10 protein-coding genes, 2 other RNA genes and 5 pseudogenes are annotated in these 23,451 nt (G+C 60.5%); 7 read left to right on the top strand and 10 right to left on the bottom strand.

What is annotated here, in order from left to right; translation table 11 throughout:
• Positions 1-8: 8 nt before the first annotated feature.
• The 3 genes and pseudogenes from J5I97_RS18645 to J5I97_RS18655 form a co-directional block, all read right to left on the bottom strand.
• Positions 9-4,136 (bottom strand): type III effector, encoded by a 4,128-nt coding sequence (locus J5I97_RS18645; protein WP_238135586.1) that lies wholly within the window; start codon positions 4,134-4,136, stop codon positions 9-11.
• 681 nt (positions 4,137-4,817) lie between these two features.
• Positions 4,818-4,881, bottom strand: a non-coding RNA gene (locus J5I97_RS18650) — sX9 sRNA.
• Positions 4,882-4,957: 76 nt separating this feature from the next.
• Positions 4,958-5,877 (bottom strand): annotated as a pseudogene (locus tag J5I97_RS18655) (transposase).
• 569 nt (positions 5,878-6,446) lie between these two features.
• On the opposite strand from J5I97_RS18655, the gene J5I97_RS18660 reads away from it, so the two are divergent.
• Positions 6,447-7,328 (top strand): hypothetical protein, encoded by an 882-nt coding sequence (locus tag J5I97_RS18660; protein ID WP_208588109.1) that lies wholly within the window; start codon positions 6,447-6,449, stop codon positions 7,326-7,328.
• Complete coding sequence (locus J5I97_RS18665) at positions 7,325-8,254, top strand: hypothetical protein (protein ID WP_208588110.1); 930 nt, start codon at positions 7,325-7,327, stop codon at positions 8,252-8,254. Before J5I97_RS18660 ends, J5I97_RS18665 begins: the two co-directional genes overlap by 4 nt.
• A gap of 24 nt (positions 8,255-8,278) precedes the next feature.
• On the opposite strand, the pseudogene J5I97_RS18670 reads toward J5I97_RS18665, so the two are convergent.
• From J5I97_RS18670 to J5I97_RS18685, 4 genes and pseudogenes are all read right to left on the bottom strand, one after another.
• Positions 8,279-8,416, bottom strand: a pseudogene (locus J5I97_RS18670) (IS5/IS1182 family transposase); the annotation flags it as partial.
• Positions 8,417-8,438: 22 nt separating this feature from the next.
• A pseudogene (locus J5I97_RS18675) lies at positions 8,439-9,789 on the bottom strand (IS5 family transposase).
• Between the two features lie 400 nt (positions 9,790-10,189).
• Positions 10,190-14,047 carry a translocation/assembly module TamB domain-containing protein gene (locus J5I97_RS18680; protein ID WP_208588112.1) on the bottom strand — a complete coding sequence of 1,286 codons (3,858 nt, stop codon included), beginning with the start codon at positions 14,045-14,047 and terminating at the stop codon, positions 10,190-10,192.
• Positions 14,044-15,825: an autotransporter assembly complex protein TamA gene (locus tag J5I97_RS18685; protein ID WP_208588114.1), complete on the bottom strand. Its 1,782-nt coding sequence runs from the start codon at positions 15,823-15,825 to the stop codon at positions 14,044-14,046. The genes J5I97_RS18680 and J5I97_RS18685 overlap by 4 nt, the downstream gene beginning before the upstream one ends.
• 245 nt (positions 15,826-16,070) lie before the next feature.
• Here J5I97_RS18685 and J5I97_RS18690 point away from each other — a divergent pair, with 245 nt between their 5' ends.
• The 5 genes and pseudogenes from J5I97_RS18690 to J5I97_RS20235 form a co-directional block, all read left to right on the top strand.
• Positions 16,071-18,761: a TonB-dependent receptor plug domain-containing protein gene (locus tag J5I97_RS18690; protein ID WP_208591828.1), complete on the top strand. Its 2,691-nt coding sequence runs from the start codon at positions 16,071-16,073 to the stop codon at positions 18,759-18,761.
• A 156-nt stretch (positions 18,762-18,917) separates the two neighbouring features.
• Positions 18,918-18,993: non-coding RNA, sX9 sRNA (locus J5I97_RS18695), on the top strand.
• Positions 18,994-19,014: 21 nt separating this feature from the next.
• Positions 19,015-19,686: a hypothetical protein gene (locus tag J5I97_RS18700; RefSeq protein WP_208591848.1), complete on the top strand. Its 672-nt coding sequence runs from the start codon at positions 19,015-19,017 to the stop codon at positions 19,684-19,686.
• 218 nt (positions 19,687-19,904) lie between these two features.
• Positions 19,905-21,020 (top strand): annotated as a pseudogene (locus tag J5I97_RS18705) (IS3 family transposase).
• Between the two features lie 26 nt (positions 21,021-21,046).
• Positions 21,047-21,295, top strand: a pseudogene (locus tag J5I97_RS20235) (hypothetical protein); the annotation flags it as partial.
• A gap of 106 nt (positions 21,296-21,401) precedes the next feature.
• Here J5I97_RS20235 and J5I97_RS18710 read toward each other — a convergent pair.
• From J5I97_RS18710 to J5I97_RS18720, 3 genes are all read right to left on the bottom strand, one after another.
• On the bottom strand, positions 21,402-22,052 hold the full coding sequence (locus J5I97_RS18710; protein ID WP_208588116.1) for a DUF4124 domain-containing protein: 651 nt from the start codon (positions 22,050-22,052) through the stop codon (positions 21,402-21,404).
• On the bottom strand, positions 22,049-22,792 hold the full coding sequence (locus J5I97_RS18715) for a DUF4124 domain-containing protein (RefSeq protein WP_208588118.1): 744 nt from the start codon (positions 22,790-22,792) through the stop codon (positions 22,049-22,051). Before J5I97_RS18715 ends, J5I97_RS18710 begins: the two co-directional genes overlap by 4 nt.
• Before the next feature lie 91 nt (positions 22,793-22,883).
• Positions 22,884-23,447: a Sua5/YciO/YrdC/YwlC family protein gene (locus J5I97_RS18720; RefSeq protein WP_208588120.1), complete on the bottom strand. Its 564-nt coding sequence runs from the start codon at positions 23,445-23,447 to the stop codon at positions 22,884-22,886.
• Positions 23,448-23,451: the final 4 nt, after the last annotated feature.

Genomic DNA, 23,451 nt, shown 5'->3' on the forward strand with positions numbered 1-23,451 from the left:
CGACGCCATCAAACTGGCGGAAACTGCACAACGGTGCGCTGACTGTCGACATTGGAAAGTTTTTGCCAGCGCAGCAGACTCCCCCATCCCTTCATGGTGGAATCCCGTCCCCGCTCACGAACGATCAACATTAGCGGGCGCCATGTTTCTGGCATCAGCAAAATGTCGTCGATTGCGCGCTGGGCATCTTCAGCGCTTTTTGTATCCCCGCGCTGCAACGCCAGTGCCTTGATACCCCGATAACCATCGATCTCCGCTCCAGCCCGACGTTTCATCGAGTAATTGACGTTGTATTGGCAGTAGCGACTCTCTTTTTCCAGGCTGGCCACCCTTGCCTCGAAGGCATCGAGCAGCTTCGCTGCACGCAGGCGGTTGTCTGTCGTGTTACGGCTGCCCGTCGCATCCGGTTCCAGCGTCTCGATGCAGCGCAATAACCAGGCATCACGGTTGCTCGCGATTTCAGCCAGCATATCGGCAGACCTGGAATAATGCCGGTCGAGATCGGCATCCTGCCTGTCGCCGATCAGGAAGGGAGAAATTTCATTCTTCTCCAGCGCCCAGGCCAGATCGCGCGACATTCCCAACTGCAGGCCCAGGCTCTGGCTCTGCACCCCGTATCTGCCGTCCTGCGACGGGAGCGGGGTATTGGAAATCGGCACGGCGTTCAGGTTTGCGGTCAAGCCGGCGTTCTGTTTCGCTGCATCGGACCGATTGCCGACGATACTGATGAACCCACCTGTCTCGGTACGCCTTTCGCGGATGCGCTCGGCTTCGGCGTAGGCGGAGGGCTCCAGGCCCAGGATCTGCGATGCGGCGTTGGAGCCAGCGTTAAGGCGCAGCATCGGGGCATCCACCTCAAGGCGTGCGGTCAAGGTGCGGGTGCATTTCGTATTGTCGCTTTGACTGATGGACACCTCTGGATTGCGCGCAAAAATGGACTCCAGCGGTCCTGCATACTGCCGCCCTTGTTTTGGCTCCAGTACATCCCAGCGCACCATGCTATCGAGTGCGTTCAACATGTTGCTGCGCATTTCATCGTCCTTGTTACGAACCCGGAAGAAGCGCATGGTGGTCGAGCTGGTGGTTGTTCCCTGGGCGGCAATACGGCCGGTCACGGCGGCGTTGAGCCCGACCCCAGGTACGATCTGCGCGCCGATCCTCGCACCGATGCCGGCCTCGCCGGCATTGGTCCCGGCACTGCCGAAGGACATTTCCATGCCGAGGATCGGCATGAAAATCTGAGCGAACGCCTCATCGCTATGCGATGTTTCTAAAAACAGAATCGGCGAGGCCACCGGTGATAGCGGGCCATATGGCAGCGTGGGAAGGCCCATGCCGAGCGTGCCTCCACCACCCAGGCGCAAACGATCCCGCAACTGGCTGTTGAGGATGAAGGGTTTGAAAAACGCCACGATGTCTTCTTTGCTGCGCATGTGCTGGTGTTTCAACAACTTCACTGCAGCACTAAGATCGTCGGTGAGGAGATCATCCGTGGGAGGTGGAAGCGCAAGCGTCGTAGGCGCGATGTCGTGCACGTGCTGCTCGGCAAGCTGGAGTAATTCATAAACCGACAGCATGCCGCTGGCCATCTGTGCATGAAGTGGCAGCAGCTCGATCGACTGGGAATGTTGCAGCATATTGAATCCACGCCTGCCGCTGGCGTCGATCGGTTTTTCCCATTTCTGCTCCATCTGCCGCTGCTGGACAGTTGACTTCAACAGGCGGCGTATCGCTTTGCTGTCGCGCTTGTGCACAATCACCTGCGACAGGTGAGCGCCCTTTTCTTCCATCGACCTGAAGTGCTTGAGCATGGCCTGCACCGCCATGATCTGATATTGCATCTCCGGCACCGTCTGGCAGGCATTCAAGGTGTCTTCCAGCCGACGCATCCTGCGCGCTATCGCCTGATCGACCTGCAGCCTTGGCGAATGCAAGCCCATGCTTTCGCTTACCGCATAGGAACGATTCAGCGTGGATTTTCCGAAAGGCGTCTTCTCCAACGTGGGAATCATTCTGCGCGGCACTGGAGCTTTCTTTATGGCTGTCTCCGTCTTGTCTTGGGATGCACCGGACGCGGCGGCGCGCATCACCCAGTGAGTGGTCGCTTTTCTCAGGCGCCGGTCGTGCTGGTCATAGGGCGAGCCCGGAGCGTTGCTGAAGTATCCGTTACGAACTGCGTTGAAAGCAGCATGATGGACATCGTCGAAAGTCTGCTGGCGTCCAACCACCGTCGCAAGGGCAACTTTTTTGGCGGTCTGCAACCATGCTTTGACATTTGAGTCCGATTCGCTCAGTTGGGCGTCGTCGGCGTTCCAAAATACCCGCAGCGCCTGTGCATTATCTGCTGGCGCAGGCGTGTCGCCTTGGTTGGACAGCAGTTGCATGATCTCCACGCCACGCGGAATCTTGGCTAGCTTCCGGCAAAGCGCCACGATGTCGCGATGGGTGTTATTGGAACCTATCGGGCGCGTTCTCGACGATTTGGACAGATTCTCTGCGATACGCGGCCAATGCCCGGCACTGTGCTGATACAGCGCATCCAGAACGCTTTTCGCACGCGCCGCATCGTTGCCGGTGAGCTCTGTCAAGGCTGAGGTAAGGATGTCGATGACGGCAAATGCCGGTAATGGCGTTGGCGTGTCTGGACCGGACAGGCGGGTGGCGATGCGCTGCAGTGGAGCCTGCATGTCAGCCGCATCCCGTAGCGCGACGTCCTGCGTCGCTGCGATCTGATTGGCCAGATGGTGCTCGCGCACCTGCTTGACCGCCACCTGGTCGCACCGCTCTTCGGCAGCCAATTGCTCGGCGATGAGTTGCTGTCGCGTGCGATGCAACTGTCTTTCAGCTGCGTTGATCCCAACGCGCTCACCCGCGTCCGCAGCACGTTGCCGATGCAGTGTGCCGATCTCGTCATTGAGACCAGCACACTCGGCTTCCACATGCACCAGGAGCTGCGCCAGCTGCAGATGCGTCTGCAGATTGCGTGCGTGCATATCCTGCGTCTGCGCAATAGCCGCTTCCAGAACAGCTATTTGCGCTGGATCGTCGCAAGCTTGCAGTTGATTGCGCAAGGTCTGCAGACGTGTCTCGGCCTGCACCACGGCGCGCTCGGCGATGCTCCTGTCGCGTTCCTGGGACATCAACGCACGGGTCTGTGCGACCTTGGCTTCCAGGTTCTGCGTGGTGGCCGCTTGCCGGTCCATGATGCGTGCGTCCACTGCGCACAGGCCAGCTTGAAGATCGCCCAGCAATTGCCGGGAAAGGTCGGCCTGCTGCCTGGTCTGATCCTGTCGCTCGCTCAGCGCACACACCCGCATGACCTCTTTGCCCTGCACCGAATCACGTAATCGTTGCAGACTCAGGCGTGCATGCGTTTCGGCCGACTGCAGGCGAACCTGTGCCTGTTCCAGGCGCTGACGGTTGTTTCGTAATTGCGCTGGATTGGCCAGAGCGGTGGCAAGCGAGGTTGGCCGGGTCGCATGCCGAATCGCCTCAAACTCTGCACGTGCCTGGGCAAGCGCAGTGAGTGCGGCATCCAAGCCTTGGCGCTCATGATCCAGCCGCTCGATCAACCTAGCGGCCATGTCAGCAACGTTGGCGGGGTTATGCTGCTGGCTCGCAGCCTCGGGTTTGACCGGTTTTTTGCCCACAATGGTGCGCAGCGATGCAGGCTTGAGCCAAGAGCGCAGCTGGCCCCCAACACTTCGCTTGGCTGGAGGCGCCGGGCGATCCCATACTGCTGTCGGCGCTGCTTCCAGACTCGCCAGTGTCGAATCGGCGAGCTTTTTTAATTGACGGGCTTCTAGCACCAATGGATCCAGATCAGCACTGTGTGTATCTGCAGATGGCTGGCCATTTACTGGAACACCGCTGCGCAGCGGTCGATCGATCGTCCGTCCGGTGCCTGGAATGCCGAAGTTGAAGACCGTCTTTCGTGCGGACATCTTGCTGGCGATACGTTCTTTCAACGAACGCGGCCGATTGGCATCCGGCCTGGGTCGCAGCTCCGGCGGCGGGGCCGACGCGGTAAATTCAGACCGAATATCTTGGGCAGGTCGGGCAATCGGTTCCGATGTCGATCCAACGTCGAGAGAAGCCGAAGGTGCAGTGGAAGCAGGCCCGACTTTCGATTTCATGAAGTCTCCTTCGAACACGCGTTATTCCATTCATTGCATTCAGGTCAGTAAAGTGCGCAACGCACCTCAGACCGACATTATGTTGACTTGCAGAACTTGCAACCGGGCGCTCGTGTCGAATCGTCTGGCAGACCAATGCGATGCGCAAATGCGTTCGGCCGGGCTAATCCTTGTCGAAATAACCCGGGTTGAGAGCGCGCAACCAACCTTGCTGTCGGGCAGTGGCGCGGACTAGGGCAATGCTGGGAATTCTCAAATGTCGGCGTGCGTTGCGTTTCCCCGCGCCACGCGCTCCTGCGCGATCGCGACGTGCGCGATTTTGTCAGCAACAGTCGGGCAGCCGGAATTTTTTGAAACCGCAGACGTCAGGGTGCAATTCTGGAGCGTGCGCGTATGGCCGTTGAAATACCGCGTTAAAAGTGCATCTAACCAACGGACCAGACCGCAAGTTGGCAAGGACTGTCACGTTTGACTCCGCTCTAAGCTCTAAATGATGTGTGCAGCCACTGCGTTATCAATCAATCTGCACGCACAGATGCAATCTAACGACTGAAGTAACCCCTGCGGATCGATAAGCGAAGGAAATTTGCGCCAATGCGAAGTTCACTTCATGAGCAAAAGGTTTCAACTCATGCCAGAAGGTTTGGTATCGGTCATTGCCTGGACACCAACACTGAGAGTGGCTAACGCAGTCGCCAGGTGCGTGCGGACGGCGCGGAAGAACCGCAATGTACGAGTGGTACATGCCGATTCCAAGCACCGGCCGCGCCCGTCTGGCGGTGAGCACAGTAGTTTTGTTAGTCGTCCCTGAAAAACCCTTTTCAAGTGCCAAGTGCCGTCGGTGACAGCGGCACGGCGCTAAATGACGACCATCCCATCGCCCGCCTCCAGGCACGCAAAAACGCGATCCAGCGCAGCAGCCAGCGCAGGGTGTAGCCAGCGGCGCAGCCGAGCACGTGCAGCGCATCGCCTTGTGCACCTTTCAGCCTGCAGCGAGGCAACCTGCAGTCGTCTTTCAGATGTCCGATCACCGGCTCCACCGCCTGCCGTCGCTTGATCCAGCGCCATTGCCGTCGCGTCAGCGTCTTGGCCTTGCCGCGATGCAGGACCTGCACGCCATCGACTTCGCGCCCGCGATCGCCCAGGTCCACGATCGCCAACGTCGGTTCTACGCGCACATCCTGCAGCAACCCGCGTGTCTGCTCCAGCTGCTCGGCCAAGGTATCCCCGTCGTACGGGTTGCCCGGGAAGCTGCGCGCACCCACGCCAATCCCTTGCAGGCGGTGACCGCAATGCCGACCTTGACGCCCACCGCCTGCATCGCATGTGCGACGTTGATGGTGTGCGCCAGCAGCTCTTCCATCCCGGCCTCACCCAGGCGCTGCCGCCACCGCGTCAGCGAGCTGACATCGCACGGCAAGCGCGTCTGGAACACCACCTCGCCAGTGAAGAACTGCCAGTACGGATTTTCCAGCCAACGCTCGCACACCGCTTCATCGGACAGGTCGTCGGCGTGTTTGAGGTAGAGCAAACCGGCGATCAGCCGCACCGGCAGCGCGGGACGACCGCCACCGGCTGGCGTGGCCGGAAAATGTGGCAAAAGCGCCTGCTCCAACGCGGCCCACGGCATGCATTGGCTCAATTGCGCCAGCGGATGACGCAGATCGATCTGATTGTCCAGCCGCGAACGAAACAATTCGTCGGCGGGTCTGTCTTCGGCAGCAGGACGGCGTGTACGCATGAGTGGAAATTGCCAGAAACCAACCTTCAGCGTAGCGAAAACTGGTAGCTCTGGCACGCCGGTGCAGACATCAAGGCCTTGCGGTCGTTGGGTGGTTGGGGTTTTTCAGGGGCGACTATGTAACGCTTCGGACAGATAGAGCCGTATTCGGCCCAAGGCCTGAAAGTTGGTTGAGGCTAAGGGGCAATCAGAAGTTTTTTAAATTTCACACGGCTTTTCCGGAGCTATACGCATCGCGAAAAAGAACATAGCTGTAAATGCAGCGTTCGCAAAACGAGAAAATTTTTCGCAAGGGCCAGATGTTACACAAGGCGACATGATAGCGTGAGTTCTCCATAAGGCATTTGTCTATTGGCGCTCTGAAATAAAAGACCCAGTTTTTTCAACTACGAGGCTAATCATGAATATCGCTGAAGAAATTGAAAATATCGAAATCGAATCGGCTGTCGATAGCTGCGAGTCGGGCTTCCCCGTTATCATCATTCCCGTGTACATCTATACTCATAGCTGATTACAGCTGATTGAGGCGGGCGAACATAAAATCGCCTGCCTCTTTTGCTGGAGAACATATGCACTCGCTTTTCACCATCAGAGATGAGGTCATGGCAGTCTGCGATGACGATTCCGCGTTTATCGATTACTGTAATTATAAGTTCGACGCACTTGGAAACATCGATCACTGGCAATTAGTGGCAGATACAGCAGCCGCCATTCAAGCCGACGCGGGCTTGAGCTACTTGGTGACGCAGCAGGCGATACCTCTTGTGACAGGCGAAAACTACAAAGAAATATTTGTCTGCCTCTTTTTTGCCGGGTGCACATCTGCAAACATTCTCCACCTCGATCCATCGCTTGGCATGACACATTTACATGACTCAAACAATATCGTCTCGACGCCCAACTTTTCGATTGTGAGCAAGGTGCTGCAGGGCAGCCCATCGCATACGCGATACACATCAAACATTGAGTTTCCAAGCGAAATCAGGAGTCCGAACATCTATGAAGAAATTAAGTTGTCGGCGCCTGAAAATACAGAATTAAAAACAGGAGATATCATAGTGCATGACCGACGAAACACGATCATCGTGCATGACGATATTTATCCATCGGTGATGCTTGCGATCTGCAACCCAAAAAAGAGATCGAAATACCAATATGCCTTCCACAAGGAGACCCGACGACTCTCCAGCATCTCAGAATTCGAACCTAAAATCAGCAGGAAGGAGAAAGCGATTCGCATACTTGAAAAATATGGAAACGCATCTTCTCTGCCCGCCCTCATGGCCGCGTCAGAAAATGACCGTCATACGATTCGCTGGCTTGCCCTCAGAGCGATGATCTGCCTGGATCCAGACAAGAAAGACATCTACCTTCAGAAAGGCGCTTGCGATGACAACAAAAATATCCGCGAGACATGTGAAAAACTAATCGAAAAGTACAGGCGAGTATGAGCACGGAATTTTTTGAAGCAAAGGTGCACAATACGATTTCGCTGGAAGAATTATCCGAAATCATACAGACACATGGAGATGACTTGGATGTAGAAACAATAAAATCAATGAGCCACCTGCTGCAAGGCTTATGCTTGAATCCCCAGTGGTTCCTTGAATACCTGCACCAACAACTCAAGAGCAACTTCGATAGCGATGAAACGCATGGTAACTTATTCTCGTCGAATTCGTTTGTTCTCGATCGAAAATTGCTGAATAAAAAGTCAGGGCCATACTCGTTTTTGGTGAGAGCAAACGTTTGGCTACCGGTAGCGGATTCCTTACGAAAGAATACTAGGAAAAATTTATTCGCCGAAGACCTATGGCATGACCATTCATTTCATCTTCTTACCGCAGGATTGCTTGGGCCGGGATACGGAACCGAGATCTGCGAGTACGACTTCAACGCCTGCACCGGATTAAGAGATGAAGAAGTAGATACTTCAGCATACCGAGAGCTTCGGCTGACGCAGGGAAGCGCCTTGTTCATGGAAAAGAACAAGACAATTCACACACAGCTCCCTCCCGAGCAGCCTTCTGTTTCGCTCAACCTAATTTTTCAACCTTATTCAGCGCTCACAAGGCAATACATATTTGACAGGATCGACGCTCACAGGCTGAGAATAAAATCTATTCATTATACATCCCAGCTGAATTCAACAGCGACCCAAAATCTGGTGAATATATGCGGCTCATTTGCGAATGATAATACCAAACAGATAATGCTGGATCTTTATCGAAGACTGCTCGACCATGTCGACCAGAACGAGCCTAGTCTGCTCATTCTGCTGGGATGGTTCAAGCAACTCGGAATCGAGTATGAAGCGATTGACCACCGTAATCGGAAACTTTCTCCGCTTATGAAGCATGCGTTAGAAGTCCTCTGACTAGCGTCGATTGCTAATTATAAATCATCCGTAAACTATATTAACGCTCAAAAGCACCTTGCGGAACGCGATGATCGCCGCGGCGAGATGGTTGAGTGCGAGGAAACTGCGTTCGCGTTTTTCGAAGCGCACGAGCAGTTTGCGGAATCGTCTGAACCAATTAGTCGTCCCTGAAAAATCCCCTTCAAGCGCCAAGTGCCGTCGGTGACAGCGGCACGGCACTCAAGAATGACCATCCCATCGCCCGCCTCCAGGCACGCAAAAACGCGATCCAGCGCAGCAGCCAGCGCAGGGTGTAGCCAGCGGCGCAGCCGAGCACGTGCAGCGCATCGCCTTGTGCACCTTTCAACCTGCAGCGAGGCAACCTGCAGTCGTCTTTCAGATGTCCGATCACCGGCTCCACCGCCTGCCGTCGCTTGATCCAGCGCCATTGCCGTCGCGTCAGCGTCTTGGCCTTGCCGCGATGCAGGACCTGCACGCCATCGACCTCGCGCCCGCGATCGCCCAGGTCCACGATCGCCACCGTCGGTTCTACGCGCACATCCTGCAGCAACCCGCGTGTCTGCTCCAGCTGCTCGGCCAAGGTATCCCCGTCGTACGGGTTGCCCGGGAAGCTGCGCGCACCCACGACCAATCCCTTGCAGGCGGTGACCGCAATGCCGACCTTGACGCCAAATTCGTACGCTTGACGCGCCTTGCCCTTGCCGATGCATTCCACTTCCGGGGCATGCAATGCGTACAGTTTTTGTTTGTCCTTCGGACGCTGCGTGTACAGCCGTTGCGCACGTTCCAGCCAGACCGCGATGCGCTCGCGCACGCCGGTGTTTACCTGATCGAGTTTGCGTTGGATGTCGCGCATGAGCCGTCCCAGCACTGTGCGTTGACGTCGCAGCACGCGCCGCATGCGCTTGAACTGGCGCGCATGCGCATACCGGCCCGCCTTGCGGCTCAGGCCAGGCCTTGCCGCGCGTCGCTCTGCCGCAATCCGATGCCGTGCCGCTTGGCCAGTAACACCAGCTTCTTGCGTGCTACCTCCAGCAAACGGCTGTCGGTCGGATAGGCGATCGCCTTCTCTTGCACCGTGGTGTCCACGATCACCCGCGACAACTCGCGTGCGTCCACCGCCTGCATCGCATGCGCGGCGTTGATGGTGTGCGCCAGCAGCTCTTCCATCCCGGCCTCACCCAGGCGCTGCCGCCAGCGCGTCAGCGAGCTGGCATCGCACGGCAAGCGCGTCTGGAACACGACCTCGCCAGTGAAGAATTGCCAGTACGGATTCTCCAGCCAACGCTCGCACACCGCTTCATCGGACAGGTCGTCGGCGTGTTTGAGGTAGAGCAAACCGGCAATGCCGGCCGACCGCCACCGGCCTGGGTGGCCGGCAAGCGCGATGAAAGTGCTTGCTCCAACGCCGTCCACGGCATCCGTTGGCTCAGCTGCGCCAGCGGATGACGCAGATCGATCTGGTTCTCCAGGCGCGAACGCAACAACTCCTCGGCGGGCATGTGCTCGGCAGCAGGACGGCGTGTACGCATGAGTGAAAATTGCCAGAAACCAGCCTTCAGCGTAGCGAACACTGGTAGTTTTGGCACGCCGGTGCAGACATCAAGGCCTTGCGGTCGTTGGGCGGTTGGGGTTTTTCAGGGGCGACTTGTTAGCCACTCTAAAACGCAGCCCTACAACGTCAGGTCTGAGGCAACCAGCTGCGCCGAGTGATGTCATCGGCCGGATCGCCCAACGGCGTCGCTTGCCTGGACGCAAGCGCGCGCCAGCCAGCAGCCGCGCTGGCTGTGAGCGGCATGCCAGCGCAGTGTTCAAGCAGACGCCTGCGTCACGCCATGTCACGCCATGGAGACGTTGGGCGTCGTGGCAGTGCCACACACAGCACGCTCCGCTGGGTGACGAAGATAAGCGCTGCGGCCAATACGACCCGGGCTATTTCTCCCGCCGCCAGTTCACCGACCCCTTGGTCTCCACCGTGCTGGATTCGGCTTCGACATCGAAGCCGCGGCTGAGCAGGTATTTGAGTGTCAGTACCGATCCGCTGCCAACCATCGAGACGCCGTAGCCGACATAAAGTTTCGGCGAGAGATATTTACCGAAGCCCACGACAGATCCACCGAGCGTGCTGGATTCGCTGACGCCGGCTTCGTCCAGGCCGAGCTTGGCACCGATCTGCGAGGCGATCAGGCTGCTGCCTGCCGACAGTGCGGCCGAGGCGGCGCTGACCTGCTGGGTTTCGTCGCTGCTAGCGGTGGACAGACCGCGGCCAAGCACCAGGTACGACAGCGCTTCGGACTGCGACATGGCCGGCTCCGACCATACGTCCGCACGTGGCGATTCGGCGCGTCCGCTGACATCGATACCGGCGGTGACATCGCCGATCTTGCGCTCTGCGCGCAGGCTCACGCGCGGGTCGGAGACAATGTTGGAGTTCCAGGTCAGCTGACCGCGTCTGATGGTCAGATCTTGGCCGTACGCCTTGTAGCGACCACGCACATCCAGTCCGCCGTTTGCGGTCATTTCGCGGCCCGGGCGCGCGCGAATCTGCATTTGCCCGCTCAGCCCGCCCTTCAAGCCGAAGCCGCTCATGTTGACTTTGTCGCCGAGCACGATGGCCAGATCCATATCCAATGGCGAGGACGGCGTTGCTTCCGGATCCACCGGGTCAAGCACCACCACGTCTTCGGAGACGGAGGTGCCGCGATCCAGGCGTTCCAGGTCGATATCGGCTTCCGGCACGGTGACCTTGCCGCGCAGCTGCATGGTGTTGTCGGTGATGCCGAACTGCATGTCGGGGTTGGCGATGATGCGCAACTCGCTGGTGTTATAGGCCAGCACATTCTCGCCGCGGATATTCAACAGCAGTGGCGTGGTGGTCCCAAACCACGACAGGCCGCCATCGATCGTGAGCGTGCCCTCGCCCGACTTGGCCGCAGCGGTGATCTTGGCCGAGCCATCCGGCAATGCGTCGAAACGGCCTTTGCCTTCGCTCAGGGTCAAACCCATCGACGGATATTCGGCAGTGAAGTTACTCAAGGTCGCATCGCCACCGAGCAGCGGTTTGTCGCGGGTGCCGTGCAGGCTCACATGGCCTTCGACCAGGCCCTTGGGCCCCACCACATCGGCTACCACCAGCTCCAGCCAGTACAGCCGCGACATATTGAGATACAGCTCGCCGTTGAGCGGTGCGTACGCGTCCCAACCGGTGTTGAATTTGGCATCGACAAAGCCCGCACCCTGAAAGCCGATACCGAGCTTGGCCTGGATCTGCTGCGGGGTGAAATCGGCTTGCACACTGAATTGGTCGTAGCGCAGCAATTCGCCACGATTGGGATTGCCGGCGACCGCGGCGTAGCGCGTTTGACCGAGACGAATACCACCTTCGGGCGAGGCAATACGGAACGCGCCTTCCCACGCATTGCCGCGTGGCTTGAAGCTGCCATCCAGCGAGAGCTCGCCGCGCAAATAAATCTGTCGTCCTTCCTGCTTGGGCAGCCACGGTTGCACCAACGACAGCGGCAGTGCATCGGCGTGTACCACCATTCCCTCGCTCGGCCAATTGGCGCTGGCGCACAGCGCGCCACCAGTGGCGGAGCTCACACAGGTATCGGACAAGGTAAATGCCGCGCCGTCGGTGCTGAACTGCGCCGGCCGACGCAGTGCCCAGGCATCGCCCTTGGCCGGTGCGATCCGCAAGGTGCCGACCTGCCCCTGCCAACGCTCGCCATTGCGGCGTACATCGCCCTGCAACGCGACAGTGGCCATGCTGTTGGCGATGTCTGCATCCAGTCGCAACGCTTCCACTGCGCCGCGTGCCTGCACGCGGACGCTGTCCAGCACCAGGCCGGCTTCAATGGCGGTGCCTTGCAATGCCAGTTGTCCATCGCTGCCGCGCCACGGCAGCCGGCCGCGCAGGCTGATGCTTTGGGCGCTGTAGTCGTTCCAGCGCAGCCCGCTACCGGTGATGTCGGCGGTAATGTCGGGTGCGTCGCGACGGCCGCTGACCTGCAGTTGCCCACGCACGATACCGGTGGCGCCAGGCAGCAAGTCGTCCAGTTGCAACGGCTGCAACTGCGCGGCGATGTCGAGCTGGTTGCCGAGCTTGCCCTTCGCATCGATGCGGCTATTGCCCAACGCCAGCTGCAATTCACCCTCGCCTTGCTCGCCGCGCAACGCGAATTTGCCATTTGCAGAAAGCGCGCGCTGACGCAGTTGACCGGTCAAGCTCGGAATATCAGCAGTGGCCTCCAAGCCGGGCGACACGCCGCCGGCCGGCGCCGGCAGCTGGCGACCCTTGGAGGCGATCTTGCCGGACAGATTACCGTTCCAGCCCGGTGCGAAATAGCCCGGATCGAACTTGGACAGCTGCGCGTCGATATCCCATCGCAGCTCCGGCATCCAGCCCAACTCGCCGGTGAGATCCAGCGAGCCGCCCGGTGTTTTGGCTTGCACGTGTTTGAGCTGCGCGCGCTGATCGTTACCGCGGCTGTCGAACACCAACTCGGCCTGTTGCCCATCGCGTTCCAGCGTGGCGCGGCCGATCGCCGCCCACGCCTTCAAGGTGCCGGCCACGCCCAGACGCGCGTCGGTCAGCTTCACCGGCACCAGCGGCGCATCCGGAGTGGCCGGATCTGCAGTCGGAGTGAAACGCAAGCCACTGGCATTGACCGCGAAACGGAAGCTCGGATTCTGCGTGTCGCGGAAATCGGCGGTGCCGCGTAATTGGGTGCGGCCTTGGAAGGTATCGATCAGCAACGGTTCGACGGTCAGCACCTGATCTCGCAGGCTGATATGCGAGGGCTGCAGCGTGGCGCTCAATTTGCCCTGTTCGACACTGCCGTGCAGATCGGCGTTGCCGCCCTTGCCGGAGGCCTGCAGGTTCAGCGCGATCGGTATGGCCGGCGCAGTGGTCTGCCCGTCTGCGGCCGGGAGCAACAGGGAAGTCTCCAGCGCCTCAGTCACCGCCTTGAACACCCAGGTGGGGTCGTCGCGCCCGGTGAACACCAGGCTGGCGTGCAGCGGTGCCGGCGCGCGGCCGGCGATGGCCACTTCCATCTTGTCCAGATCGCCGCGTGCGACCAAACCGAGGCTGGCCGGCGTGCGCCCACGTGCGGCCGGCAACACGGCGGTAGCGGTGAGATCGGCGCGGTAATCGTCGTTGGGAAGATAATCGCCATGCAGGCGAAAATCGCCCATGTCGGTGTCGACTGCCAAATCGCGCGTGCGCAGCTCGCCGGTGGCTACCTCCAGCCCGCCCTGCACCTTGTGCAGGACGATCATCGGCTGCTGCAGTTGGGTGATGCGCAGATTCTCCACGTCGATCTTGTCGGCCTGGATCGCCAGCGGCACGTTGATCTGCGGCAGCGATTCGGGCCAGCTCGGCAGCGTGAACGGCTCTTCGCTCTTGCCCAGATTCAAGGTGGCATTGCTGACCTGCACCGCATCCAGTTGCAGCTTGCGACCAAGCAGCGGGCGCAGATCCGGTTCCAGATACACGCGCTCGGCAGTGAAGTGGATGTCCTGATAACGGAAATCGACATCGCGCAAGGTCAGCGGGCCGGCAACCGGGCCTTCGACCTTGCCGTAGGTAAATGTGGCGCCAACCGGCAAACGCGCCACCACCTGCGCCAGCAACACATCGCGGCCGGCCACGGTCTGCAGCAACCAATACACCGCGATCAAGGCAACCAACGCCAGGCCCAACACGGTCAGGCCGGAGCCCGCCCAGAACCGGCGTCGGCGATAGAAACGCGCGCGGCGCGGTGCGGGGGGCGGCGTGGGTGTGCTCACAGGTTGGCCCCGATATCGATGTAAAGCTGGATCTGCGAATCCGGGTCGTTCAGGCCATGCGCGATATCCACGCGCACCGGTCCCACCGGCGAGCGCCAGCGCAGACCCAAGCCGATGCCGGTATGCCAGTTGCGGGTGTCGTCGAAGGCACTGCCGCTATCGACGAACACCGCGCCGCCCCACGGGCCGCCGTTGAAGTAATGCTCGTATTCGGCGCTGGCGGTGACCACGTTCTTGGCACCGAGCGCGAATTCGTCCGGCTTGGGCGTGCGCGGGCCGACTTCGCGGAACGCATAGCCACGGATGCTGCTGGCGCCGCCGGCGAAGAAGCGCAGGCTCGGCGGTATCGCGACCAGATCACTGGTCCAGGTGGTGCCACCTTCGCCGCGCAGGATCACCCGGCCGTTGTCGCCGGCGCCCAGGAACCAACGCAGCTGGCCATAGACCTGGCCGAAGTTGGTATCCGAACCGACCCCTTTGGCGCCGCCACGGATGAACATCTGCCCCGACACGCCGCTGCGTGGAAACAGGCGGTCGTCGACATTGACGTAATTGGCCTGCAGCTGCGGATAGATCAGCGTGGAGGTCTGGTACACAGCATCGGTGAAATCGCTGCCGCTGCTGAAGCGCCAGCGCTCGCGCAACGCGTTGATGGAGGCGATCGCACTCCAGCGCTCGTTGATCTGGCCACTGCGGCTGCCGGTGAGTTTGACGTTGCGCAGGTCGATGTAGTCGGTCTGTTCGTCGTACAACCGCGCCGAGGCGGTGTACCAACCGTCCAGCCAACGGAACGCCGGCACGCGGTAGCTGGTGGTCAGGCTCTTGCGGTTCTGCGCGTAGTCCAGCTGGGTGTCCATCTTGTGGCCGCGCGAGTTCATGTAGCGCCGCTCCACGCCACCACGCACACCGGCCCCGCTCTCGCTGCCGTAGCTCAGACCGGAGGTATAGACGGTGCGCTTAGCGCGGGTGAGCTTCACATACACCGGCACACGGCCCTGGTCATCGGCTTGTTCCGGCTTGGGCTGGATATCGATGGTGCTGAAATAATCCAGCTTGGTCAGCGACTCGCGCAAACGATCCAGCTTGCCCTCGTGGTAATAGCTGCCCTCATCCCAGTACACCAACGGGTCGAACAGGCCCTGGCGAAAGTAGTCGTAGTCAAAGCGCACCTGGCCCATGTCGTAGCGGCGGCCGCTGTCCCAATTCAGATCGATATCGGCGGCATGCTCGGCACGCGTAACGGCGACGCGGCGCTGGGTGAAGTCGGCATCGAAGTAACCACGCTCGGCCAGACGACGCGTGATGCGCACCTTGCTGGCTTCGTACTGTGGATGACTGAAGACCTGCCCTTCGCGCGGTTCGAACCGCTTAAGGTCCTGGCCCAGGTAGCGATCTTGCTCGGCCCAGCCGGTGATCGAGATATGCGACTGCCGCACCCGCACCGGCTCGCCGCGGTCCACCGTGATCACCACGGTCACCTTGTCGCCAGTACGTGGCGCTGCCAGTTCGATGGTCGGCGAGTAATAGCCGAACGGTTCCAGCGCCTCGCGCGTCTGCCGCTCGGCCTGCGCCAGCAAATACTCCAGTCGCGACTCGCCCTGCTCCTTGCCAACGGCCTCATATAGAGACAGGGAGACCTCGATATTTTCGATCATCTCGGCGTCGTCGCCGTTGTCCAAGCCCTTGATCTCGATCTTGTCGATGGTTGCCCGGGCAACCGCTTGCAACGGAACGAACAGAGTGCACAGCAGGGAAAGAGCAAACGCGACTTTAAGCATCGGCGAAGGATACCTAGCCTAGGCGTGAAGGGACAAAAAATCTAAGCAATCTCGACTATACGGACGCGCAGACGCTGGTTAGAGTCAGGGTGTTGTTAACGTTTTGTTGACAGCGATTCCACGCGGCCCTCCCCGCCCCCGGTGGCCGCACTCCCTGTTTCACACCTTTGGAGAAAGAGGTCTTCATGAAGCGCCATTTATTGGTCAATGCCGTGTGCGCCGCCTTGGCAATACCGTCGCTTGCAATGGCACAGAGCCAGGACAACGTGACGCAATTGAACAAGGTCACCGTGACAGGCTCGTTGATTCCCAGGGCCCAGGTCGAAACCGCCACCCCGGTGCTCTCCATCACCGCCCAGGACATCCAGCGGCGCGGCTTCAAGGACGTCTACGACGTGCTGCGCTCGCAGCCAATGGCCACCGGCTCGGTGCAGGACGGCCAGTTCAGCAACGGCTTCACCGCTGGCGCCAAATCGCTGAGCCTGCTCGGCCTGGACCCTGGCTTCACCCTGGTGCTGATCGACGGCCGGCCGATGGCCGATTACCCGCTGCTCTACAACGGCCAGAGCAACTTCGTCGATCTGGCCAGCGTGCCGGTGGGCATGGTCGAACGCATCGATGTGGCGCCCGGCAACCAGTCCTCGATCTACGGATCCAGCGCGATTGCCGGTGTGGTCAACATCATCTTGAAAAAGCACATCGACGGTGTGCAGATGAATTACCGCATGAGCACCTACGACGGGGGTGGCGGCAACAACCAGCGCGTCCAGCTCACCGGCGGCAGCACCATCGGCAAGGCCGATATCGTCTGGGGCCTGCAGCTCAACAATCAGGACCCGATCTACGGCTACCAGCGGCGCCATTTCGATTCCACCTCCGACAACCCGGACCCGACCTTGCGTGATGGCTCGCGCATCGCGCTACACAGCACGCTGACCACCTACATCGACCCAGGTTCGGCAAACTGCGATGCGCTGGGCCCGCTGTTCAACGGCTCGGTGCAGTACGACAACGACAGCAATCGCGGCAACTTCTGCAGCAGCCGCACCGAGCCCGGCTACGCCAGCATCCTCAACAAGGAACGCAGTGCCAGCGGCTATGCAAATCTGTCCTACGCCTTCAACGACAACACCGAAGGCTACGCGACGCTGCTGCTCAATCGCACCAAGGTGGAGGTCAACAGCGGTCCGCGCTTCTGGCAGGCCTCGTCCGACGCCGGTGGCTTGTTCTACAACCAGGACAGCCAGCAGCTGGAAGGTTACCAGCGCGTCTTTGCGCCTGAAGAGACCGGCAACCTGAACTTCAACAACGATCGCCAAGCGGCCGATTCGTACAACATCGCCGCCGGCGTCAAGGGTGGGCTGGGCAGCAGCAACTGGACCTACGATGCGTACTACGCACGCGCCGAATACCGCATCGACAGTCGCCAGCAATGGCCATTGGCCGACCGCATCGAAGACTTCTTCCGCGAACAGTTCCTTGGCGCCCAACAAGGCGAGTACTCCGGCTACCCGATCTATTCGCCCAACGATGCCAACTTCTATCGCGCGCTGACGCCGGCGCAGTACCGCAGCTTCAACGACGAGATCCGCACCAAGTCCAGGACCTGGACCCAGAACCTCAATCTGCAGCTCACCAACACCGAGCTGTTCAACGTGCCGGCCGGTGCGGTCGGCGTGGCCGGCGTGCTGCAGGCCGGCAACCAGTATTGGGAAAACCCGACCGACCAGCGAGTGATCGCTGGCGACTTCTATCAGCTGACCGGCACCCAGGGCAGCGGCAAGCGCGACAACTGGGCGGCGGCGTTCGAGATGCGCGTGCCGATCCTCAGCACGCTGACCGCCAATTTGTCCGGTCGCTTCGACGACTACAAGAACCAGGGCGGCGGTGGCGATTCCAAGTTCACCTACAAGACCGCTCTGGAATTCCGTCCGATCGATTCGCTGTTGTTCCGCGGCAACTACGCCACAGCGTTCAAGGCCCCGGACATGGCGTTCTCCTTCGCTGGCGATGGCGGCTTCTTTCAGTACGTCAACGACTATTATCGCTGCGCGGTGGAAGAACCCGGTGTGCCGATTAACGACTGCACCTACAGCGGCACCAGCATTCAGGGCCGCAGAGCCGGTAACCCGGACCTGCAGTCGATCACTGCCAAATCCTGGGGCTATGGCGTGGTGTGGTCGCCCAGCGCACGCTTCAGCGTCAATGCCGACTACTACAACATCAAGATCCACCAGAAAGTCAGCGACCTGAGCACCGACAATCTGCTGCAGACCGAGTCGGCCTGCCGCCTGGGCAGCCTGAATATCAGCTCGCCCACCTGCGTGGACGCGCTGTCGCGTATCGATCGCACCGCAGCCGATACACCGGTGCCGAACCGTTTGAGCCGCATCCGCATCAACCCGGTCAACATCTCCAACGAGGAGATTTCCGGCCTGCTGGCCAAGGGCACCTACAACTGGGCCACCGAATCGTGGGGCCTGTTCGTGTTCGATGCGCAATACAACCTCACGCTCAAGCACGAAAGCCAGCAGTTCCCGCAAGACCCGGTGCGCGATCTGCTCAATGAGCCTTTCTTCTCCTCCGAGTTCCGCAGCATCGCCAATGCCTCGGTGACGTGGCAAAAGGGCGCCTGGACCACCACGCTGTTCGGTCAACGCAATGGCCGCACGCCCAATGTCGCGGCCCAGCAAAGCATCGATGGGTATGCAGCGGAAGACGCAGGCAAGCTCGGCGCATGGACCACCCTCAATGCAACGGTGGACTATGCGGTCAATGACGATATATCGCTGACCATGACGGTCGACAATGTGGCCGACACCCGGCCACCGCGCGACCGCACCAACACCAGCTACCCCTACTACAACATTTTCAACTACACCGGCTACGGCCGCTCCTACATGCTGGAATTGAACTGGCGCTTCGGCGCGCATTGAGCCACCCGGCGTCAGTATCCACCGGCAGCTGACATGGCTGCCGGTGGTGCTCTCGATGCGGGATGTTTGGATCAGGCGAGCGTGGTCAGGCTGAGAGCGGCTATCAAAACGACTGCGCTTACCGCCAGGCGGGCGCGGCCGGTGGTCGGAATCGGCATGTACCACGCGTACACTCCGGTTCCTCCGCGCCGTCCGCACCCACCCGACGACTGCTCGCTACGTTTTGTTAGCCGCTCTTAAGAACCGGATATTTATGAAGAGAATTCGTTGGGCTTTTCTAGTATTGGTAGCTATTTCATGGGTGACGAGTGCAGCTGATAAGAGTGTCTATATCGAATTTCTCTGGGATGCCCGGCCACCTCATTCGATCGCCCGCCAGCAGACCATCCAGTTCCTGACTGATAATAAGCACGATCATCAGGTCTGCGTCGCGACCGACCTTACAGATACCGACGTGCGTGGCTTGGTGTTGACGGTACTCGATGCGTCTGGAAATAAAGTGTCGAGCCACGAATACATCGACTATAGGGGCATCAAGCGTTGCTACAGCGCCGACCTGGGCGAGAAGGGCAAGCTTGGCCTCTGGACGTTCCAGGCAAAGACAGGCAATGGGCACGTTGGGGAAAGCACGATACAGGTCAATGCCAGACTTGAGGACTCACCACTTTCCAATGATCTTGGAACACCTTATGTCGTAGGCCGCCCGAACTATGATGCTTCGATTCCACCACGGGAATGGCTTGGCAGCCTTGTGTGGGACATGAAAGTCAACGCACAAGGCAAGGTAACCGAGGTGTCTATCGTGAAAGCAGAGGGGGTGGGTTTGAAAATCCGCGACCGAGCGGTCGCCGCAGGCTACCTTTCGCTTTTCTTCCCGGACAAGCGGAGAGAGATCAAACCACTGGTCTGGAGACGCGAGCTTTGATTTGCGCCCAATTAGCGTGGAGGGACTGAAGTTCCAATTGCAAGACTCCCGGTTGCCCAGAGCTTCTCGATTGATTTTTTAAGGAATGATAAGTGGAGCTTTTCCGTAGTGAAGTTTTGGCTGCGAAGAAGATAGACCAGCTAGCTAGCGCGACGTCCCCCCGATTTTGAGTAGCACCCCAGTGTGGAGTCCAATTCCCTACCCCGAGGAGATTGGACGTGAAGAAGCGTTTTACCGAAGAACAGATCATCGGCTTCCTGCGCGAAGCCGAAGCGGGCGTGGCGATCGAGGACCTGTGCCGTCGCCATGGCTTCCGCGAGGCCTCCTACTACCTATGGCGCAGCAAATTCGGCGGGATGAGCGTGCCCGATGCCAAACGGCTCAAGGACCTTGAGTCCGAAAACGCGCGTCTGAAGAAGTTGCTAGCCGAGCAATTGTTCGAGAACGACCTGATCTAAGGATGCGCTGCGAAAAAAGTGGTGAGCGCACCGGCGTGTCGTACGCTGGTGCGCGAGTGGATGGGGCGTGGCGCCAGCGAGCGCCGCGCCTTGGCGGCCATTGGCATGAGCGCTAGTGCGCTGCGGTACTGCCCGCGCGAAGACCGCAACGTTGAGCGACGCGAGCGCATTCTTGCGCTCGCGCATCGCCATCGTCGCTATGGCGTGGGGATGATCTATCTCAAAAGGGTGCATGGTGAACTACAAGCGGGTGGAGCGGCTGTACCGCGAGCAGCAGCTACAGGTCCGGCGTCGCAAACGCAAAAAGGTGCCAATAGGAGAGCGTCAGCCGCTGCTGCGGCCATCGCAGGCCAACCAGGTGTGGTCGATGGACGTCGTGTTCGACCGCACTGCCGAAGGGCGGGTACTCAAGTGTCTGGTGATCGTGGACGATGCAACCCACGAAGCGGTCGCCATCGACGTGGAGCGCGCAATCTCGGGCCACGGGGTGACGCGCGTGCTGGACCGACTGGCCCACAGTCGCGGTTTGCCGCAGGTGATCCGCACTGAGCGCGAAGCCTGCCCTCGGGGCACAACGGCAAGGAGTTTTGCGGTAAGGCAATGGTCGCCTGGGCGCATGCCCGTGGCGTGCAGTTGCGGCTGATCCAACCCGGCAAGCCAAACCAGAACGCCTACGTCGAATCGTTCAACGGCCGACTACGCGACGAATGCCTCAACGAGCACTGGTTCCCAACACTGCTGCATGCACGCACCGAGATCGAACGCTGGCGGCGCGAATACAACCAGGATCGACCCAAGAAAGCAATCGGCGGCATGACACCGGCTGCTTATGCCCAACATCTGGCAAACACCGATATCATTAGCACTGGACTCTAAACCCGGCCGCTACTCAGGACGGAGGGACGTGGCGGCAATGGCGCTGGATCAAACGACGTCAGGCAGTGGAACCGGTGATCGGACATCTTGACGACTGCGTCGTTGCAGGCGTAAAGGCGACCAGGACAATACGCTGCAAGTGACTTGGCTGCGCTGCGGGCTACAACCTGCGTTGGCTGATGTGCTGGATCGCGTTTTTGCGCGCCTGGATCCGGGCGACGGGATGGGCATCCTTGAGCACCGTGCATCGATCACCGCTGACGACTGCTGCTTGAAGGAGGTTTTTCAGGGAAGGCCAGTTATTGTGCCTTCGGTGCCTGACGTGACACTGCGCGCTGCCGTCACACGCATGGAAGTGCGCTGTCAAGTCTGCGACTGCACTCAAGGCGTGGTAGATGGATTTGCGCAGCGGCTCTCGTCCAGCACCCGCCGCATCTGCTCGTAGCGCCGCTTGCGCTCGGCCGATTGTGTTTCGTCGGAGAAGTGCCAGGTTGCTTCGGCTTGCTCGGCACGTTTGCGCCAAGCCTCGCACAGGCTTTGGTCCGGCACTGGGGCGCAGCGGTCGGTGACCACTTCGCACGCACTGCCGCCACCGGTCGCCGGCCCACCGGCCAGGTTGGTGGTCTGCATAAGCAGACAGCGCGTGGCCGGCTCGCGGTCTTCGGTAAGGTAGCGGCCGTTGTCGTGCGCAGTGCATTCGAATAACGGCGGCGGAGGCAGCGTGGATGCAGAGGTCATGGCCGGCGGCGTCGCGGCTGCTGGCGCTTGAGTCGCCAGCGAAGCCGCCGCAGGCATCGCAGCTTGCGTAGCAGGGCGCGGCCGCTCAGGCGATGGCGCACTCGATCCACCCGGCGCGAATGGCACCGACGCTGGCGCGGTCATCAACTTCTTTTGCTGCTGCATGCCTTTGGGGCACGGCATGTTTTGCACCGTAAGCGCACCGGCGGGATCGGTGCAGCGGTAGATGGCTACTTCCTGTGCGCCGGCCATCGAGGCACACGCTATCCATGGCACCAGCAGCCAGCGCCTCATGCGCCGCCACAATCGCGTTGCTGGCGCGCCTCGATGCCACGTTGTTCGCGGCTGAGATCCTCGCGCTCGCTCTGCAAGGCGCTGTTGTAGCGGCGGATCAGCTCCCAGCGACGGTCGGCCAGGCGCGCGCAGACTTCCTGTGCGGGCAGGGCATGGCATTGGTCGCGGATCTGCACATTGCCGTAGGGCAGGATCACCGTGCCGCCGTAGCCGCCGTCGCCGCCGCCGCCGTTGTCGCCATTGCCGGGATAGCCACCACCGTCGTAGTTGCCTCGGCCACCACCGATGCTGCCTTGTATCCCCTGGGCCGGACGTGGTTCCGGCTGGCGCGTTCCGTGCCGCAGGCCGCCGGACACGTAGGCCGAGACCCAGGTGGGCACCCAGCGCGGATTGCCCTCGGGGCTGTCGCTGGTGTAGCGACGGCCTTCTTCGGTCACGCATTCGTACATCGGCTGCGGCGGCTGCACGGTGATGATGCGCACCTCGCGCGGTGGCGGCTGCGACGGAGCTACAACAGCCGGTGCGGCGGAGCGCTGCGGTCGGGGCGGCGGATCCTGTGGGCGCTGCAGGTCCAGTATCTGCTGGCGGCCACTGCTGCATGGCGCATCCTGCAGCGCGACGGTGCCGGTGCTGCTCACGCAGCGATAGAGCCGCACATTCGGATCGGCTTTGCTTGCGGCGCTCGCCGTCGACGCAGGTAGCGCCGTGGCGAGCAACAGAAGGGTCAGGACGGAACGCATGGCCGCAGTTTGCGCGTCTGCCAAGCTACGGGCAAACGGACAACCGGCTTTTCGGGGTGAAGCGGACCGACAATCGGCGCGTGCCGACCGCTCAGTCGCGTAGGATCTGCCCGGTCCGTGCATCGCGGATCTGGGTCGGCTGCGCCAATGCGCCTACCTCGCCCTCCACCACGCCATCGATGCAGGCTAGCAGGGCGGGGTCCAGCGCCTGCCGGCTGCGCGCGGGCGGCTCACCGGCGAGGTTGGCGCTGGTGGATACCAGCGGGGCGCCCCAGGCCGCGCAGAGCGCCGCGACCACCGGGTGGGCGCTGATACGCACCGCCAGCCCATCATGTTCTCCAGTGACCCAGCGTGGGGCCTGGGCGATGACGGGCAGTATCCAGGTATGCGGGCCAGGCCAGCTGGCCAGAACCTCTCGCTTACGTGCAGGCTCCAGCGCATCGAAGTCCACCCAGTCGCGCAACGCCTCCACGCTGGAAGCCACCACGATCACACCTTTGTCGACCGGGCGGCGCTTGATCTCCAGCAGCCGCAACACGGCGACTTGCTGGCGCGGGTCGCAACCCAATCCCCACACCGCTTCGGTCGGATAGGCGATCACGCCGCCCTGGTTCAGGGCAGCGATGGCACTGTCCAAGCTGAGCGTGTGCTCCATGCTG

It is taken from the genome of Xanthomonas fragariae (genome assembly GCF_017603965.1).
GTDB lineage: Bacteria > Pseudomonadota > Gammaproteobacteria > Xanthomonadales > Xanthomonadaceae > Xanthomonas > Xanthomonas fragariae_A.